The sequence below is a fragment of the Desertivirga xinjiangensis genome, assembly GCF_024436435.1.
GTDB classification, from domain to species: domain Bacteria; phylum Bacteroidota; class Bacteroidia; order Sphingobacteriales; family Sphingobacteriaceae; genus Desertivirga; species Desertivirga xinjiangensis.
Window position 1 is genome coordinate 387731 of the sequence record NZ_JAFMZP010000002.1, and the last position, 16278, is coordinate 404008.

Genomic DNA, 16278 nt, shown 5'->3' on the forward strand with positions numbered 1-16278 from the left:
CGATATTTTTAACTTGTGATCTTTCTAGAAGCTTTCTATCCATACTTTTTCTTGCAGGCATGATGCTGGGAATATACTATTTGCATAAAAAGAAACCGTTTCTTTTTTTATCAGTTTTTATAGTTTTAGCAATACTCTTACATTTATCTGCTTTTGAAATATATAATGTTCCAAGTACATCTATGGAGGATAGTATAAAACCTGGTAATATCCTTTTAGTTCGTAAATTAAATGGTATTCGTTGGCTCGACTTGTTTTTAGGGCAAAACAGGAATAACCATTTTTTCTCGTTTGATAATCATCTTGTTTGTGAACGAAATGATATCTTAATATTTAAACGCCACTCTGAAAAATCATATTTTGTAAAGCGTTGTTTAGGATTACCAGGCGAAATGCTTACAATTAAAAACAGAGAAATCTTTATTAATAACAAACCTTTATTACCCTTGCCTTACGAAAAACAGTTATATAAAGTGGATATAGAGAGATTTGTATCTACTGCAGATAGCTTACATATTGACTATAACCTCAACCATTTTGATATTAATAGACGATTTGCAGAAATCGAATTAAGTACTCTCGATATTAAACAATTAGGTATAACAACACAGAGTTCATGTATTCGTCCCTTTTTTAAAGAGACAAGAGCATATCTTAATCAATACTTCAGTTGGTCTGTTGATAATTTCGGGCCCGTCATTATTCCGAAGCGGAATATGTGTGTAAAGCTAAATGATTTTACCTACAGATTATATAAGGACATACTTGTTAGGTATGAAAAGAAAATTATTTTGAGGTTGCCTAACGGTATGTACATAGAAGGTGGACGCCCTGTTAAGCATTATACATTCAAATATAATTATTATTTTATGCTAGGAGACAACCGTAATAATTCGGATGATTCTAGGTACTGGGGATTTTTACCAGAAACACATGTAATTGGAAAAGTTCAGTGTATACTATTCAATTGATGAAGATAACTGTCAGCAGTCGAGAATTTTAAAATTTCCATAGATTATAGAATTGTTAGCAATCAATATATTTAAACGACCCTACTAATACCATGAGCGTTAATTATTATTTATTATCAATCCTTTTTTTCATTACTATTTCAACAAAAGCCCAAACTACCGAAAAAGCAAGGATCCGGGTGAAATATCGCTTCATACATGTCCGAGATACAACAGATCGGCAAAGGCCATATACTGAAGATTTGGTGCTCCTGATAGGTCAAAGTTCCAGTGCCTATCTTAGCGAAGACGAGCAAAGGCAAATTGAGCTTCGCAACAAAGAGCTTAAAGAGCAAATCAGTAAATCAACTAATCCTAATAGCCTGGATCTGGTTATTACAGGTACCCGGCCGGTAAGTTCTGCTGAATATTTTCAGTTTCTATCTATCCGGAAACTTTTTATCAGGGAGAAGTTAAACAATGACTATCTGACAGAAGAACCACTTCCATTGATTAATTGGAAAATAAGTAACGACAAGATGATGATAAATGGGTTTCAGTGTCAAAAGGCTACTGCTCATTTTAGAGGAAGAGATTACATAGCATGGTTTTGTGCGGATTTTCCAATACAAGTTGGCCCATGGAAGTTGAATGGATTGCCAGGATTGATCATGCAAGCGGAAGACGTGAAAAAGGAAGTAGTCTTTCAGTTTAAAGGTTTGGAAGATATTACTGACAAAGACCTATTAATTAAGATCCCCGGGGGGTGGGTAAAGGCGACAAGAAAAGATGTAGACAGATTATTGGAATTACAACGAAAGGATCCTGCTGCCTATGCTAAATTACCAGCAGGTAAAGTTTCAGGGGTGTTAGGTGATGTCAATCCGTCTCGGGTGAATTCAATTCGAGTTAATTCGCCCGTAGTAAACTTTGGCAAGAAGATTAACAACCCGATTGAACTTCCTGAAAAAAAATGAGATCGTTAATAACTATTCTCCTTATTAACCATTGCCTGTTATTTATATGTTCCACACATGCTCAAACTGTCCACGGGACAGTTACTGATACGCTCAAAAATGCCATACCCTATGCGGGTATTACAGTAAAGAATTCCGACGATATTATAGTTGCATATACTTTATGTAAAGAGAACGGATCTTTCTCTCTATCCATACCTGACAATCTTCGAGCAGGAACGCTAAGGATAGAAGCAGCTATACTGGGATATAAGAAACAGTCTAAACCTTTAAATGAATCTATTAAAGAATATTCTTTCATTTTATTTCCTGAGTATCAGCATTTGAAGACAGTTGTAGTTAAAGATTCCCGACCGATGCTGAAGGTGCGAGGTGATACAATTAATTACAAAGTTTCAGATTTTAGCAATCCACAAGATCGCGTTATTGGAGACGTACTGAAAAAACTGCCGGGAATTGAGGTTAGCGAGAATGGGAAAATAAGTTATAATGGTAGGGCTATATCTAATTTTTACATTGATGGAGATAATCTCCTTGATGATAAATATAATATAGCTACGCAAACGGTACCTAACAGCATTGTTGAAAATATACAAATCCTGGAGAATGATCAACCGATAAAAATTTTGCGTAAAAGGTCTTACAGTGAGAATGTTGCAGTGAATATTACGTTTAAAAAAGACGCAAAACTAAAACTATTAGGTCAGGGGATAATTGCCGGGGGAGCTCCTGGGAAATACGATGTTAATGTTAACGGTATGACATTTAAAGACAAATACAAAGCTATCAATTATGTGAAAGCAAATAATACTGGTACTGATGTAGCGAATGACCTTATCTCCCATAACGCATCTGAATATCTAAAGCGGGCAGAAAACCTCATGCCTAAATCCATGTTGTCGTTAGGAACAGCAGGAACCCCTGATCTGCCTAAAAATCGATTTTTATTTAATCAGGGACTGTTACTGAATTTTAATAATTTAGTCCGCTTCAAGAGGGATCTGCAGCTTAAAGCAAATGTGTCTTACTTGCATGACGTTCAAAATCAACAGTATCAAAAATTAGAGCAAGTTTACCTGAGCAATGACACTGTTGCTTACGATGAAGTCCAAAATAGCCGATCAAGAATAAACGGTTTTGTTTGTCAAGTAAATATCAATGTAAACAAAGACAGGTACTACTTAAGCAATTCCTTTTCGGGTGATATAGGTATTAATTCAGATTACGCCATGCTGACGGCTAACAACAGCTATATTGAACAGAATTTAAAAGAGAAAAGACGTGATTTTTCGAATGAGCTTACCTTCCTTCAATCATTAAATAAAGAGTTGATTCTCAATATTTATTCTTATACAAGCTATACCTCAAAGCCTGAGTTCCGGATAATTAACCCAGGAATAAGCGCCTTGATTTTTAATGATGGTCATCCATATAAAGGTTTAGAACAACGAACTGATATTCCTACTTGGGTCACTAACAATTACATTTCCATAAGATCACAGTTTAGGAAGTTCAGCTTCCAACAAAAACTTGGTTTTAGTTCTCAATCTCAATTGCTTCAATCAGATCTTCATGCGGTAGACAACAATTTTGACACTAATGCTATAGATAGTTCATCAAATCACCTCTCCTGGTCAAGAAAAAAGTTTTATGCTTCCTCGGAAATTAATTTCTCCGCTACAAAATTCAAGTTGAACCTTGCTTTCCCAATCTCTTTACAGCAAACAGATTATCAAGATGATCAGTATAAATTATCGCAATCCTCATCCCGGATATATTTCAATCCGCTGTTACAGTTAAAATATCAGACAGGGCTGGAAAATTATATCTCTTTCGATTATGATCTAATGACTAATCCTGGCAGCTTAACTGATGTATACCGGGGCTATATACTGCATAACTACAGAACCCTTATCGCTAACAACACGGCTCTTACAGAGCAAGAAGATCAGAATGTAAGACTGGGGTTTCATTATCGGAAAGGAATAAAATTATTCTTCTATAATATCAATATCAGCTACAAACATACCAGTGCAAATAATATCACAAGCAGTGTAGTCACACCGGAATTCCAACGAAAAATAACTTTACCTTTTGCCAACAACACAGACAGCTGGGCAATAACAGGGCTTATCAGTAAGTATCTCTTTTTTATAAAATCTACGGCTAGTTTTAGTCCAACCTTTCAGCTGAACAAAATCAATATTTTACAAAATGGACTTTTATTACCGTATAAAACAAAAGTTCTTGCGGTTAATGCGGGGATCGAAACCAAGTTAAGCCCCAAGGTGAATTTAAATTATAGAAATTACTTAACACATCTTAACAGCTTTTCCTCGGAAACTCCCAACGTCGAATTCATTCAGATTAGACAGCATACCGGCATTAACTACACTCCATTAGACAAGCTTTTATTTAGAGTGTCTGGCGACTATTACATAACACATCAGCAATTTACTGAAAACCGCTCGAGCTTTTTTACAGATTTTACCACACAAGTCAATATCCCGAAGAGGAAGATCAAACTTGAGTTGAATCTAATAAATCTTTTTAATACAACCTTATATAGTACAACATATCTATCCAGTAATTTATTTAGTGCAAGCACTCATAAAATATTAGGAAGAATGGTAATGGGTAGGTTGATCTTTCAGTATTGACATGCTTCCAAATACCTATTTTTCAATTTTATCAGATCGGAGACTATTCTCCCGCAAAAGCAGATAACTTTTGTTGATAGATGTTTATTAGAGCTACTGGTTCTAAGGCATTATCCTCCTCTTTAAAATCACTAATAAACTTACATGTCCTAAGGAGGGAGTTCAGGTCTTCGGATGATTGAATCCTCTTGTAAAGATTGTAGGAAAGTAACGATCTTCTAAAAGATGAGTCATTAAATATGAATTTAATAATGTCATGTTCAATTAAATAAAAATCAGTACCGTTTATGCCCTTATTCTTTTCGCTCTCATGAAACCGCAAGATTCTAATGAAATTGTTAACAGTATTCAGCGCCTCGTGAGAACTCATCAGGTCGTCATTAAAATCTAATCGCCCCAGAAAGGAAAGCAGCTTACTATCATCTTGGTACGTGCTATCCTTCTGCTTTACTCTGATAAAGTTCGAAATACTATCCATTTTCTTTACATTGTTATTATAGCTAAATAGCAACGAGGAGAATTTAATAGTTAAAATGAGATCTATTTCATTTATTTTTTTAATTAAGCCTGATTGCTTGTGTTTAAAATATGAAAAAAAAATTTCTGATTTTTCAAGCGAGTATTTAATACGATCGTTATAATCGCTGTTTGTGTTCAATTGCTGCAATTCCTGTTTTAAGTCTTTTCTAAAATTAATATAAGGTGCAGCAGTTCCGTTTAAATTGATCTTATCTCCCTTAACATTCAGAGTTAATGTATCACCAGGCATAATGAAAGAATATGATAGCGAATTAATCCATATATGCATTGGTCCGTCTAACTTATATGTTTTTTCAAAAAAATGGTCTTTGTTGACTTTCATCGTATCAGACACATAAGCATAATCTTTCCAATAACTTATAACTAATGGGCGGGAAGGGTTAGCAATATATCCATTAATAGTGACTGTTGCGATAGAGGCTTTGCCGCAAATCATTAAAAGAGAAAGGATCAGAAATCTTTCTATTCTTTCAAATGGCTTCCGACTAAAGTTCAAGTTGTTTGTGTTAGTATGATTCATTTCTAGTATCCATTAAAGGGTTGTTTCGGTTGGTCATTTCAAGGATTAAGTCAAGAAATCTGCATACTGGCCTTATCGTCGGTTAAAAATGTTGAATCATTATCTATAACTAGATCAAGTGATCCAAGTATGCACTTAATCGTTGCCGTAAAAGGAACGATCGAGTCATTAACCATAACAATGTGCTTTCTTTTTTTATCAATTGTTTTGATATAATTAGCATTAATGAGATAGGATTGTCCAACCCTAATGAAGTTCCAATGTCCCACTTTTTTCGCAAATCTGGTTAATGAATTACAGATTACAAGGGTCTCGCCATTAAAAAAATAGATGCAGGTATAGCAATCATCTGATTTGCAATAAAGGATATCGTCTTGGTTTATGAAGCGGACCTGGTCTTGAGTATGAATAACGAGTTTTTTTAAGTTGTTTCTCATTGCTGGGTAGGTTTGGTTGTTAAGCTATGCCTAGGCGTGAATCTTTCAGTTTATAACATTTTTTAATTGATCAATCATAAGACAACATTCTCAACAAAACTTTTTAAAACTTTCAATAGTGTTGTGTTTTTAACACATATATCGTAGTGCAATATATTAAATATTTCGATATTCGATGACGTTTTGTTTTAATGATGCTTGAAAGGAAAACGAGTAAAGCTATGTCCAGTCTCTGCATTTACATCATGGGATTAGCAGAAGCAAAGCAAAAGTTTAGCGAGGCATGGGGGAAGCTGGGATCAGAGTGGGGATCAACCGCACGATGGCACAGGTGCATGCGCTGCTGCTATCTCACCCGAAGCGCTTACCACGGAAGAAACAATAAGCCCTGAGCATCTCAAGAGGAAATGCCAATATGACCTTGCGGGACCTCATAGGATGTGGTTTGTAGAAGCAGCATAAGGACGGGGAAAGGAAAGAGTATTTCTATGCGGAAAAAGGATACCTGGAATATTGCCCATGGAGAACAAAGTTTTTGATATCGACAGGATTGATATGATTCGCGATCTCTTTGTTTTCTGCTGCTATACCGGCCTTACTTATGTTGATGTGATTAATCTCAAGCACGATAACATCGTAGAAGCCGCTGACGGTGAGATGTGGGTGAGAACTTGCAGACAGAAGACCGATATTCGGGTTAATACCCCGCTATTACCCAAAGCGGTAGAAATCCTTAAGAAATATAAAAGCAATCAAAAAAGAGCCCTACTGACCAATACCGTTTTTCCTGTAGTATCAAATCAGAAGAAGTAATTGCAATGTGCATGAAATGCACATTGCAATTAAGAAAGAAACAAGACTATTATCTTGCCTAAAACCTGCTCTTTTGTATAAGAGTAGCATAGTTATTGTTGTAAACTATTCGTAAATTTGAGATGTGGAAAGGTTAACCATCAATATTCCAGACGAAAAAAGCTCACTGGTAAAACAGATTTTAAAAGAGCTCGGAGTCATTATACAACCAGATAAAAAGGTAAATCTGTCAGATGTTAGAAAGAAGCTGGCTAATGTTTCTGTCTGGTCTGATGATGATTTGAAGGTTTTTGAAGAAAGTAAAACAGCTTTTGAAAACTTGAAGCCTCAGCAATGGTAGCTGATACGGGACGTAACGATGCCCGCAAAGTTTAAACTTTTCACTCTAAAACATGATAATTTGTATCTTGAAATTAAAGAAGCATAAGTGTCATGAGACCACTATGCTTCTTCGATAAATTGAGAACATATGTTCTAATCTATTGGAGGTGCTGCAGGAAAATCAATAGCAATTTCGGTTGCAGCGTAAACATAATTAGTAAATGTTCTCAAAGTTACCAGTCCGATCAGCTCGATTAAAGCGGCTTCATCATAACCTGCAGCAAAAAAATTGTCAATATGCGTAACATCTGCTTGGCCTTTATTCTCTGCAATTGATTGCGCCAAGAGGATAGTCGCATCCAATTTTGTGTCTTTCGAAATGCCTTTCCTGATCTGAATGGTTTCTTCCTTAGTGAAGCCTTTCATTTGAGCAATGGCGGTATGAGCAGCGAGACAATAATTACAAGCATTTACCTGCGAAACGACTAGATTAATGGCCTCACGCTCCTTAGCTGTAAAAATGCTGCTGCTTGTTAGAGTTGCTTCGTAATCCAGCATGCCTTTCAACGCCGGGGCAGAATAGCCGATAGTTGCGTACAGGTTAGGAACTTTTCCCATTTTTTTCTGTATCTGATCAAAAATTGCCTGTGATTCAGTGCTTACCTGCTCTCTGGCAGGTACTGTGATAGTTTTCATGATATATTTGATTGATTATTAGTATTATACCGTATTTAGACACGAGGGTGACGGTTGAGGTAGGCCGTGGCTGAATCGCTCATGGTTACAAGAGTGCCACCAAAGATGACAAGGTCCTTAATAACGAGTCTGCCACGTGCTGATAAATAAGGAAATCCCCATTGGTGATCAGTCAGATGCGGCACCCAACTTTCAGGTGTTGTTATCAAAAATGACAGGGTACCAAGCGTCATAATGGAAATCAATATGCTGCCGATCATACTACACAGCGGAGCTACTGGATGCAGCGCAACTAAAACAGCCATGGTAATCAGCAGGATACCAAGCCCTTTGGAAAAGCCATAAGTGTTGTTTTGAATATGCCACTCATGATTCACTGCAATCAGCTCGCCCTCCTTGTTCATGTGCTGCTTGTAGTCGGCTGGATAGTTGTAAAAGAAAGACATAAAAGGGCTGTTTGCCACAAAAGGTACGATGCCGTCAGCCTCATAAGTGAAGAATTTCAGCCCGCCAATCCAGAGAAATACGACGACAATGCATAATCGTATTGCTTTTATTCCAAACTTTTCCAGGCCGGCGATGGTATTTATGATTGAAGTTTTCATGCTGTTTATTTTTTACCAAAATTACAGCAGCCTTCAAGCCCGGAACATGGACGGAACAGGCTAACCCATGGACAAATCCCACAGTCCAGAAGTTAATTCTTGTTCTTTTTCAGGCGAATGCGCATGGTCGCTACAACATTCCATCCTTTTTGCTGGAACAGCTTCTCTGTGTCCCTGCCAAACCCGGAAGACGCGCCTGTTATTGTAGCTGCTTGATTCATAACTGCAAATTTTATAAGCATTTCACGCCCTCTTTTAACATTTTCTCTGATCGATAATGAATTTGATAATTATATCAGCTCATGGAGGCCATAATCCTCTATTTTTGGAGGTAAATAACAAATAGCAATACTTATTATGTTAAAGCCGATACCGGTTATTTATTCTTCATCTGGTGAATATTTGTTAGGCTTGCAACACCTGGAGGGAGAAGCCTTATGTGAACCGACGCAGTATTCAGAATATACCATTTTACTGATTACACAAGGAAAAGGTAATTATCATGCTGATTTCGGGGCTTTCCCGTTTACCGCTCCCGCTCTCTTATTTGCTACCCCCTTACAGGTACTTCACCTGCGGGACTGCGATGATTTGCGATGCATTGTCCTGCAATTCCACGGTGATTTTTACTGCATCGAATATCATCGCAAAGAAGTGGCGTGTAACGGGCTTTTGTTCAATAATATTTATATAGATCCGATCATCTCTCTCTCCGCCACGCAGTCCGCTAGCTTTTCAGGAATTCTAAAGGAAATGGAGGAGGAAGCAAGGCAGGATAACCCTTCGGAGATCGTTATCCGCTCCTATCTGCAACTCTTTCTTGCGAAATCAAGCAGTATCAAAATGAAGGAGCTTGATGGAGCTCCTGTTTTGATCAAAAAAGATGAACAAATGGAAAAATTCAGACAGCTATTAGACGAGCACTATCTTACCTTTCGCAAACCGGCAGCCTATGCGGGCTTATTAGCGATGACATCGGATAATTTCACCCGTCGCTGTCAGCACTACTTCAAAAAGACACCCTCGCAGTTAATCCAGGAACGGCTGGTACTGGAAGCTAAAAAACAGCTTCACCTGACACGGCAAAGCATCAAGGAAATCGCTTTTAATCTGAAATTTCAGGATGAGTTTTACTTCAGCAGGTTTTTTAAAAAAATCGCTAAAGTTTCACCCCAGGTATTCAGGGACAAAACCGGGATATCTATTGTAGCAGATTTACCCAAAAGCTGATCAATCAAATTTCAGCTCTTGGGTGAATTATCTTATACCGTTCAGTTCAGATGTAATTTTTTAAATTCCAATGGCTTCATGCCAGTTTGCTTTTTGAACAGTCGGGTAAAGTAAGAACTATTCTCAAAGCCAAGTTGGTAGGCAATTTCAGCAACACCCTGCTGTCCTTCCCGCAAAAGGTTCTTGGCTTCACCAATTAATGAGATATGAATCAGGTCCATCGCCGTTTTGCCGGTTTCCTGTTTCAACAGATCACTCAGGTATCGCGGGGAGACAAACAGACTTTCAGCCAGCTGGTTCACAGATGGTAGTCCTTGTGTTTGTAAAAGGCCCTTGTGGTAATAGTCCTGAAGAACCTCAAGAAAACGGGTGGCCGTTTTGCCGGATACTTCGGTGCGATTAACAAATTGGCGTTTGTAGTAGCGCTGCGCATACATCAGTACGGATGCAAGATGACCAAGAATGATTTCCCTGCTATACTCATCAGGATTATTTTCATATTCCGATTTGATTTTATCATGCAGCTCCCAAATAACGGCTTCTTCACGTGGCGACAGATGCAGAGCTTCGTTGACCTCATAATCGAAGTAGCTGTATTTCTGTATGGCTTTATAAAGTTCATGTCCGTTCAAATAATCCTCATGGATCAGCAGCATAAATCCCCTTTCTTCAAACTCCAGGTTCTTCATTTCGATGATCTGCCTGGGTCTTACAAACATCATGGATCCGTTGGAATGATCATACTCTGTACGGCCATAAAGTATCACGCCTGATTTAACCTTTTTGAAGCCGATCATATAGCAGTCAGAGGTAAACTCACGGTCCCCCAAAGGGCACTCGCTCTGACAGCCTATTACACTGAACAGTGGGTGTTCAGGTGGGGCCCAGCCATTTCCTTTATGCAGGTCGGTAAGTGTACTGTAATGTTTCATATTGTCATACAATGTAGGGCGTTATCACTAAAAAATAAAACCAAATATTGCTGTTAGGTTGCAATATTTGGTTTGTGAGCTCTTAATGACCATGTGCAGCTACCGATACATCTTCCCATGCTTTCCAGGTGTCAAGTTTCTCCTGGTACACACGTTTTGTTTTACTGTAACCAATTTTGCCTAAGAAGAGGCGTAAGGGAGGATTTTCTGCATCAATCAATTTCAGAATGGCAGGTACAGTAGCTTCGGGTTTGCCATAATCTTCAGGCAACAGGCCCTCGGCTGTTGCCAGGCCGGCCTTGAGATTGTCGTATGCAGCAATAGCTTTGCTCTGCACTGCTGATGCGCCACCAAAATCGGTAGTGTAACCGTTAGGTTCTATAAGCGTTACGTTAATGCCGAATTCGGCTACCTCACTAGCCAGAGCTTCACTAAAGCCTTCCACGGCAAATTTGGTGGCATTATAAATTCCCAATGTTGGCAATGACCATACGCCCAGAACGCTCGACAGTTGAATAATGTGGCCATGACGCTGTTCACGGAAAATGGGCAGAGCTGCTTGTGTAATCCACAGTGTCCCGAAGACATTGGCATTAAATACATCTTTGGTTTCCTGTTCGCTGGCTTCTTCCACAGCGCCAAATACACCATATCCTGCGTTGTTAATAACCACATCCAGACTTCCAAAATGACGATGCGCTTTATTTACGGCCTCAATGGCTGCTTCACGGTCGGTTATGTCTAAGGCAATTGGTAAAAGGCTGTCACCGTATGTATCGCTAAGATCCTGTAGTCCGCTGATGTTCCGTGACGTAGCAGCTACTTTATCGCCACGTTTTAAAAAGGCCTCTGCCCAAAGTTTACCAAATCCTCTTGATGCTCCGGTGATGAAAATTGTCTTGCTCATGATTGTAATATTTTTTTTGTTGTTTTTGATATTTCAAAGGTGGGCTGATTTACATGGGATAAATAACCCGTTTGTCGGGAAGAATAGCACAGAATTACGTACTACCTTAATTATTTTCTTGCGTTCGGGACGCCGGGACGGATTAAGCTTACTTGATTGTACCTTTCAGGTAGTGGTTGATAAAATTCAAGCAGCCACAGCAAGGGTTGCGTAGATTACCTGGCAGGCTTTGGGACTGCCGCTCCAGCCGCCTGTAGCTTTGTCGGCGCATAACCAAAATATCGTTTGAAAGCGAAAGAGAAGTGTGAAATATTCTCAAATCCTACCTCTAAATAAACCTCCCCGGGCTTCCGGTTTTTTACGGATAATTCGTAATGCGCATGTTGCAGCCGCTTTTCAGTAAGCCACTTTTGCGGCGTAGTGCGAAAAGCTTTCCTGAAATCGCGGTTAAAGGTCGCGATGCTCCGACCGGTTAGGTAGCTAAACTTTTCCAACGGCATATTGAACATGAAGTTCTTTTCCATAAATGCTGTCAGGTTAATCTTCCCGGGTTCAGAGAAATCTGAGAGAAGAGCGTCTGTATCAGGGTCCAGCGTGCGCAGGATACTGATTCCTTCCTCTACTTTCAATAGGATGATCTCTTCCGGAAGGTCCTCATTCAGTTCGAAATAGGGTAATAAGGAAGCAAAATAACTTTCAAACAAAGGATGCGGATCAAAAGTTCTGAGTTTAGTATTTGCTGGAGAACCTGCTTTGATCGCTTTACCAGCATAGTAGGCAGCCAGCCGATCAGGCCTGAACATGACCACTACCGACTGATAGGGTCGTCCATCTTTGGCCTTTTTGATGACTGAGCATAACTGATTTCGAGGCACCAGCAGGATATCTCCTGACACAAGTGTATATGAACGGTCAGCCTGGATGATTTTCATTTCCCCGGAAAATACCTTCATGAGTACATGGCAATCCGATACTACCTCAGCCTTATAATACTTCTCATCTACACATGATACGAGTATTTCTGCAAGAGTATTTTGCTTCCTATCCGTCATTGTTCAAATTTACAAAATCGCACGGATGCCTTATTTAGTCCTTCAAAAATTCTGGGATGAGCGTCTCGCCGGCTACATCGGCATAGGCGGTAAGCTCTATCCATTTCTCAGCCTCGTTCCAAGTTTTCTCGGTATTCTCCTTCACCAGCTGAAAGGCATCGCTTCCTATTAAAATATGCGGTGGGAGCTGATCAGCTTCACTTACCTTTAAAACAATTTGTGCCACCTTTTCGGGATCGCTGTTCTCATTGCCCCAGTAATTCTCAAGGAATTTGATTGTAGCACCTACCGTTGGTTCATATTCCGGTAGTAGTTCAATAGGATCGGCAAATGCCTTCTTCCCCCAGCCAGTCCGGATTCCGCCTGGCTCCAAGGCCGTCACTTTCACGCCAAAGGCAGCAACTTCATGTGCAAGGCTTTCTGTAAAGCCGCCTACCGCCCACTTGGCGGCATGGTAAGCGGCGTTGCCGGGTGTAGCCATCCTGCCGCCTGCCGAAGATATCTGTATGATGTGCCCGCTTTTTTGTTTGCGCATATAGGGCAATACTTCGCGGGTAAGTGTAACCACACCAAAAAAACAGGTTTCCACCAGTTTTCGAAACTCATCTGCAGGTACCTGTTCAAACGGACGGTTATCGCCGTACCCTGCGTTGTTAACCAGCACATCAATACGTCCAAATCGGCTAACGGCGTCTTTTACTACATCGGCTGCCTGTTGCTCATTGTTGACATCAAGCTCCGAAACCATCAGCTGCGCCCCAAACTCAGCTTTCAGGTCGGCTAATTGCGTTATGTTTCTTGCAGTCGCAATGACGGTATGTCTCTCAGTTAATGCCGCTTTAGTAATGCTGCGGCCAAGGCCGTTACCGCTTCCCGTTACCAACCATACTTTTCTTTCTGTTTTCATCATTATATTATTTTTAAACAAAGTTAGATGGGAGACGTCTGGCACGTTTTGTTCAGCATATCAATTTTGCTTTGTTCAAAATATCAAATAGCAACAAGTGCTTATTTGAACGGCGCCCCGGCTGCCAGGGGTTTAAACCTGTAGATATAATAAGGAGCTTTGGCTTTATTCGTCCCGCCGTTGAAAGTGGCGCCTAGATGTACCTGCGCTGCGGATACATACATGTAGCCGTCGGCTGCATTATAACTCACTCCGTCCGGCCAAAGAAGTTTGCTGTCTGCCACCAGCTGGTGTACGCTACGGTCCTTGGCCAGTATCACGCTCACACTGTTGGTTTCCATAGCAGTCAGATAAAGGTTTCCATCCAAATCGATGCTAAGGCCACCATTATTCGGTTTCGAGGAATAAGTTTCTACACGCTTATCAAGCTCGTTCCCACTTATCCTCGTATCCAGCAGATCTGTAATTTGCACCCGGTAAACTTTCGACCCGTTCAGCGGGGCATAGTACAGCCAATCAAAGTTTGCATCGGCCGTAATTCCGTCACAGCCCACCAAAAGATCCCTGTCCTTTATTTTCAGCCCTTTTTCACCGATCACCAAAGGGATGTTTTCAGGCCGGGTGCTGTGGGTGCCCTCCAGCAGTCGCCTTGTCGATCCGGTTTTCATATCTACTACAATCAATGCTGCTTTACTGCCGTCACCACCGTAACCGATACCTTCGTCAGCGATCACAAACACGCCATGTTTAAGATCAACCACCATATCATTCGGTTGTGATTCTTTGACCAGGGATGATGCCGGTAGATAATATATCCTTTCCAATTTGTCTGTTCGCGTATTCCAGCCCACTATCTTAGGTGTAATGTTATTTCGCTGCCCCATATCCAGTACCCATATAATACCATTTGCATCATTTCGAATGCCGAGCACGCTGCTGAAGTAATGATCATCAGTGCTGCGGGGTGTATTCCAGTCGAGGTTTGGAAAAGGCGAACTTCTCTTGCTCTTAGCATCGTATTTCATCACCCGAATCTCGGGATTAAAGAAGGGGTGGTTGCTGTAAACCAGTTCGCCCTGCGGTGTAAAGGTGATATTGCCGACCGCTCCGCTTACTGTCGCGTAAAGTTCAGGCTTCCCAACCTTACCGTTCCATTTATTGCTTTCCTGCTTAGCACCGGTGGATGCATAATAATTATCAGTACCAGCAAGCCAGTCCATACGTGATGGGGCAAAGAAATCTATATCCAGCGTGCCGTCTTCCAGTGCCGTGAAGCTATGAGGTACATTGGGAGGTATGATAATACCCTCGCCCGCTTTGACGATGATCTCTTTTCCACCAACTGATACCCTTACACTACCTTTGGTGATCAGCGAGTATTGCTCGTTTGGATGCTGGTGAGTAGGTACGACAGCTCCTTTTTGGTAAGTGAAGTAGCCGATGGTTCCTGACTCACCGGATAAAGTACTCCTGGTAAGCAGTGCATTTACTTTTTTGGCTGGAAGGTCTTTCAAACTAAAATGTTGAACTTCCTGGGCAGTTGCCTGAAGCATAAACATCATACAACTAGTGAATAGTAAATTTTTCATAATTTGTTGCTTAGATTTTGAACCTGTAAATTTTGAACGGACGCTGGATCTTGTCCTCACCTTTATGGAACCAGGGCATCAACTGTATCTGCGATGTTGAGATGTACAGGTAGCCGTCAGGTGAGATGCTGTAACTGTCCGGCCAAAGTAGTTTGGTCTCGTCGGTTACCAGAGTATGCATTTTCAGATCAGGGGTGATCTTAACTATGCTGCTTTTCTCCAGATCGCCCAGGTAAAGGTTACCTGCCTTATCGAAGATCATACCATCGGTAGTTATAAAATGACCCAGATCCATTACGCTGTCAGCTATTGCATGAAGAGGCGTGCTGAAATCCCGAAGCAGTAAGGTACTAATCCGGTATAATTTATCATCAGTAAGCGGCTTGTAATACAGCCACCTGTTGTCAGGTGTAAGGGCAATACCGTCTGAGTTCACCTTCAAGGAACTTCCGTCACCTTTAAGCAACTCCGATCCGCCGGGGGAGAAATGGTAAGCCGAATCAGATTTAACGGATATATGGTCGCCCAATACAAAACGCGACTCGCCAGTAGTAATATTGAGTATGATGATACCTCCATTAGACGAACTGCTCAGGTAAGCAAAGCCATTCGTGTTATCAATACGGATATCATTCAGGTACACATCAGGCCCGGCGACATCTTTTGGAAAGCGATAAATGCGTTCAATTTTATTATTAGCCAGGCTAATCTTTACTACCTTGTTGCTTTGCTGGTAAACGGAACCTAAACCAATGCCCGCAGCATCCACTACCCACAGAAACCCCTTTTGATCAGTGACGACAGACTGCACGCAAACAAATTTGTTCAGCCCGTTTTGCCCTTTTTTAAAGCTGTTCCAGTTGTTATCCGGATAAGGAACGGGTTTGCCATTTTTTATTTCAACTACCGAATACGAATGGGAGTCTAACCAATAGGGATAATTGGTAAACACCCTGCCATCAGTTGACACAGCTACGCCGGTCAGCTGGTAGGTGCTATCTGCAAATACCTCTTCAAGTTTTGCTGCAGCTGAAGAATCTGCATCCACTAAATTTTGCTCTTTGTTCCCTTGCTTTTTATTCTTGCAAGCAGCCATGAGCATTACCACAATGGTGGCCATTATTAAATTTTTCATCTTGCTA

General features: G+C 40.4%; 17 protein-coding genes. 6 read left to right on the top strand and 11 right to left on the bottom strand.

The features are described from left to right. Positions 1 to 59: 59 nt before the first annotated feature. From lepB to J3P37_RS06455, 3 genes are all read left to right on the top strand, one after another. A complete protein-coding gene (gene lepB, locus J3P37_RS06445; RefSeq protein ID WP_256010246.1) occupies positions 60 to 971 on the top strand; it encodes a signal peptidase I in 912 nt (303 codons plus the stop codon). A gap of 92 nt (positions 972 to 1063) precedes the next feature. Continuing rightward, positions 1064 to 1927 (top strand): GLPGLI family protein, encoded by an 864-nt coding sequence (locus tag J3P37_RS06450; protein WP_256010247.1) that lies wholly within the window; start codon positions 1064 to 1066, stop codon positions 1925 to 1927. Further along, a complete protein-coding gene (locus J3P37_RS06455; protein WP_256010249.1) occupies positions 1924 to 4587 on the top strand; it encodes a carboxypeptidase-like regulatory domain-containing protein in 2664 nt (887 codons plus the stop codon). Before J3P37_RS06450 ends, J3P37_RS06455 begins: the two co-directional genes overlap by 4 nt. Positions 4588 to 4630: 43 nt before the next feature. Here the strand turns inward: J3P37_RS06455 and J3P37_RS06460 are convergent, their stop codons facing one another. Then, positions 4631 to 5647, bottom strand: coding sequence for a hypothetical protein (locus tag J3P37_RS06460; RefSeq protein WP_256010250.1), 1017 nt, complete (start codon positions 5645 to 5647; stop codon positions 4631 to 4633). Between the two features lie 50 nt (positions 5648 to 5697). Next, on the bottom strand, positions 5698 to 6084 hold the full coding sequence (locus J3P37_RS23070; protein ID WP_369414056.1) for a LytR/AlgR family response regulator transcription factor: 387 nt from the start codon (positions 6082 to 6084) through the stop codon (positions 5698 to 5700). 519 nt (positions 6085 to 6603) lie between these two features. Here J3P37_RS23070 and J3P37_RS06465 point away from each other — a divergent pair. Continuing rightward, entirely contained in the window at positions 6604 to 6897 is a 294-nt protein-coding gene (locus J3P37_RS06465; RefSeq protein ID WP_256010251.1) for a site-specific integrase, read from the top strand. A 124-nt stretch (positions 6898 to 7021) separates the two neighbouring features. Continuing rightward, a complete protein-coding gene (locus J3P37_RS06470; RefSeq protein WP_256010252.1) occupies positions 7022 to 7237 on the top strand; it encodes a hypothetical protein in 216 nt (71 codons plus the stop codon). Between the two features lie 134 nt (positions 7238 to 7371). Here the strand turns inward: J3P37_RS06470 and J3P37_RS06475 are convergent, their stop codons facing one another. From J3P37_RS06475 to J3P37_RS06485, 3 genes are all read right to left on the bottom strand, one after another. Continuing rightward, a complete protein-coding gene (locus J3P37_RS06475; RefSeq protein ID WP_256010253.1) occupies positions 7372 to 7914 on the bottom strand; it encodes a carboxymuconolactone decarboxylase family protein in 543 nt (180 codons plus the stop codon). A 35-nt stretch (positions 7915 to 7949) separates the two neighbouring features. Then, positions 7950 to 8519, bottom strand: coding sequence for a DUF417 family protein (locus J3P37_RS06480; protein WP_256010254.1), 570 nt, complete (start codon positions 8517 to 8519; stop codon positions 7950 to 7952). Between the two features lie 92 nt (positions 8520 to 8611). Further along, positions 8612 to 8740 (bottom strand): hypothetical protein, encoded by a 129-nt coding sequence (locus tag J3P37_RS06485; RefSeq protein ID WP_369414057.1) that lies wholly within the window; start codon positions 8738 to 8740, stop codon positions 8612 to 8614. A 136-nt stretch (positions 8741 to 8876) separates the two neighbouring features. On the opposite strand from J3P37_RS06485, the gene J3P37_RS06490 reads away from it, so the two are divergent. Then, complete coding sequence (locus tag J3P37_RS06490) at positions 8877 to 9749, top strand: helix-turn-helix domain-containing protein (protein WP_256010255.1); 873 nt, start codon at positions 8877 to 8879, stop codon at positions 9747 to 9749. Positions 9750 to 9790: 41 nt separating this feature from the next. On the opposite strand, the gene J3P37_RS06495 is transcribed toward J3P37_RS06490, so the two are convergent. The 6 genes from J3P37_RS06495 to J3P37_RS06520 form a co-directional block, all read right to left on the bottom strand. Beyond that, positions 9791 to 10681 carry a helix-turn-helix domain-containing protein gene (locus tag J3P37_RS06495; protein WP_256010256.1) on the bottom strand — a complete coding sequence of 297 codons (891 nt, stop codon included), beginning with the start codon at positions 10679 to 10681 and terminating at the stop codon, positions 9791 to 9793. 82 nt (positions 10682 to 10763) lie between these two features. Continuing rightward, positions 10764 to 11588, bottom strand: a complete 825-nt coding sequence (locus J3P37_RS06500) for an SDR family NAD(P)-dependent oxidoreductase (protein WP_256010257.1) — start codon at positions 11586 to 11588, stop codon at positions 10764 to 10766. A gap of 215 nt (positions 11589 to 11803) precedes the next feature. Then, positions 11804 to 12640, bottom strand: coding sequence for a helix-turn-helix domain-containing protein (locus tag J3P37_RS06505; protein WP_256010258.1), 837 nt, complete (start codon positions 12638 to 12640; stop codon positions 11804 to 11806). A gap of 34 nt (positions 12641 to 12674) precedes the next feature. Next, positions 12675 to 13550, bottom strand: coding sequence for an SDR family NAD(P)-dependent oxidoreductase (locus J3P37_RS06510; protein ID WP_256010259.1), 876 nt, complete (start codon positions 13548 to 13550; stop codon positions 12675 to 12677). A gap of 98 nt (positions 13551 to 13648) precedes the next feature. Continuing rightward, positions 13649 to 15136 carry an L-dopachrome tautomerase-related protein gene (locus J3P37_RS06515; protein WP_256010260.1) on the bottom strand — a complete coding sequence of 496 codons (1488 nt, stop codon included), beginning with the start codon at positions 15134 to 15136 and terminating at the stop codon, positions 13649 to 13651. A 10-nt stretch (positions 15137 to 15146) separates the two neighbouring features. Then, complete coding sequence (locus tag J3P37_RS06520) at positions 15147 to 16271, bottom strand: L-dopachrome tautomerase-related protein (RefSeq protein WP_256010261.1); 1125 nt, start codon at positions 16269 to 16271, stop codon at positions 15147 to 15149. Positions 16272 to 16278: the final 7 nt, after the last annotated feature.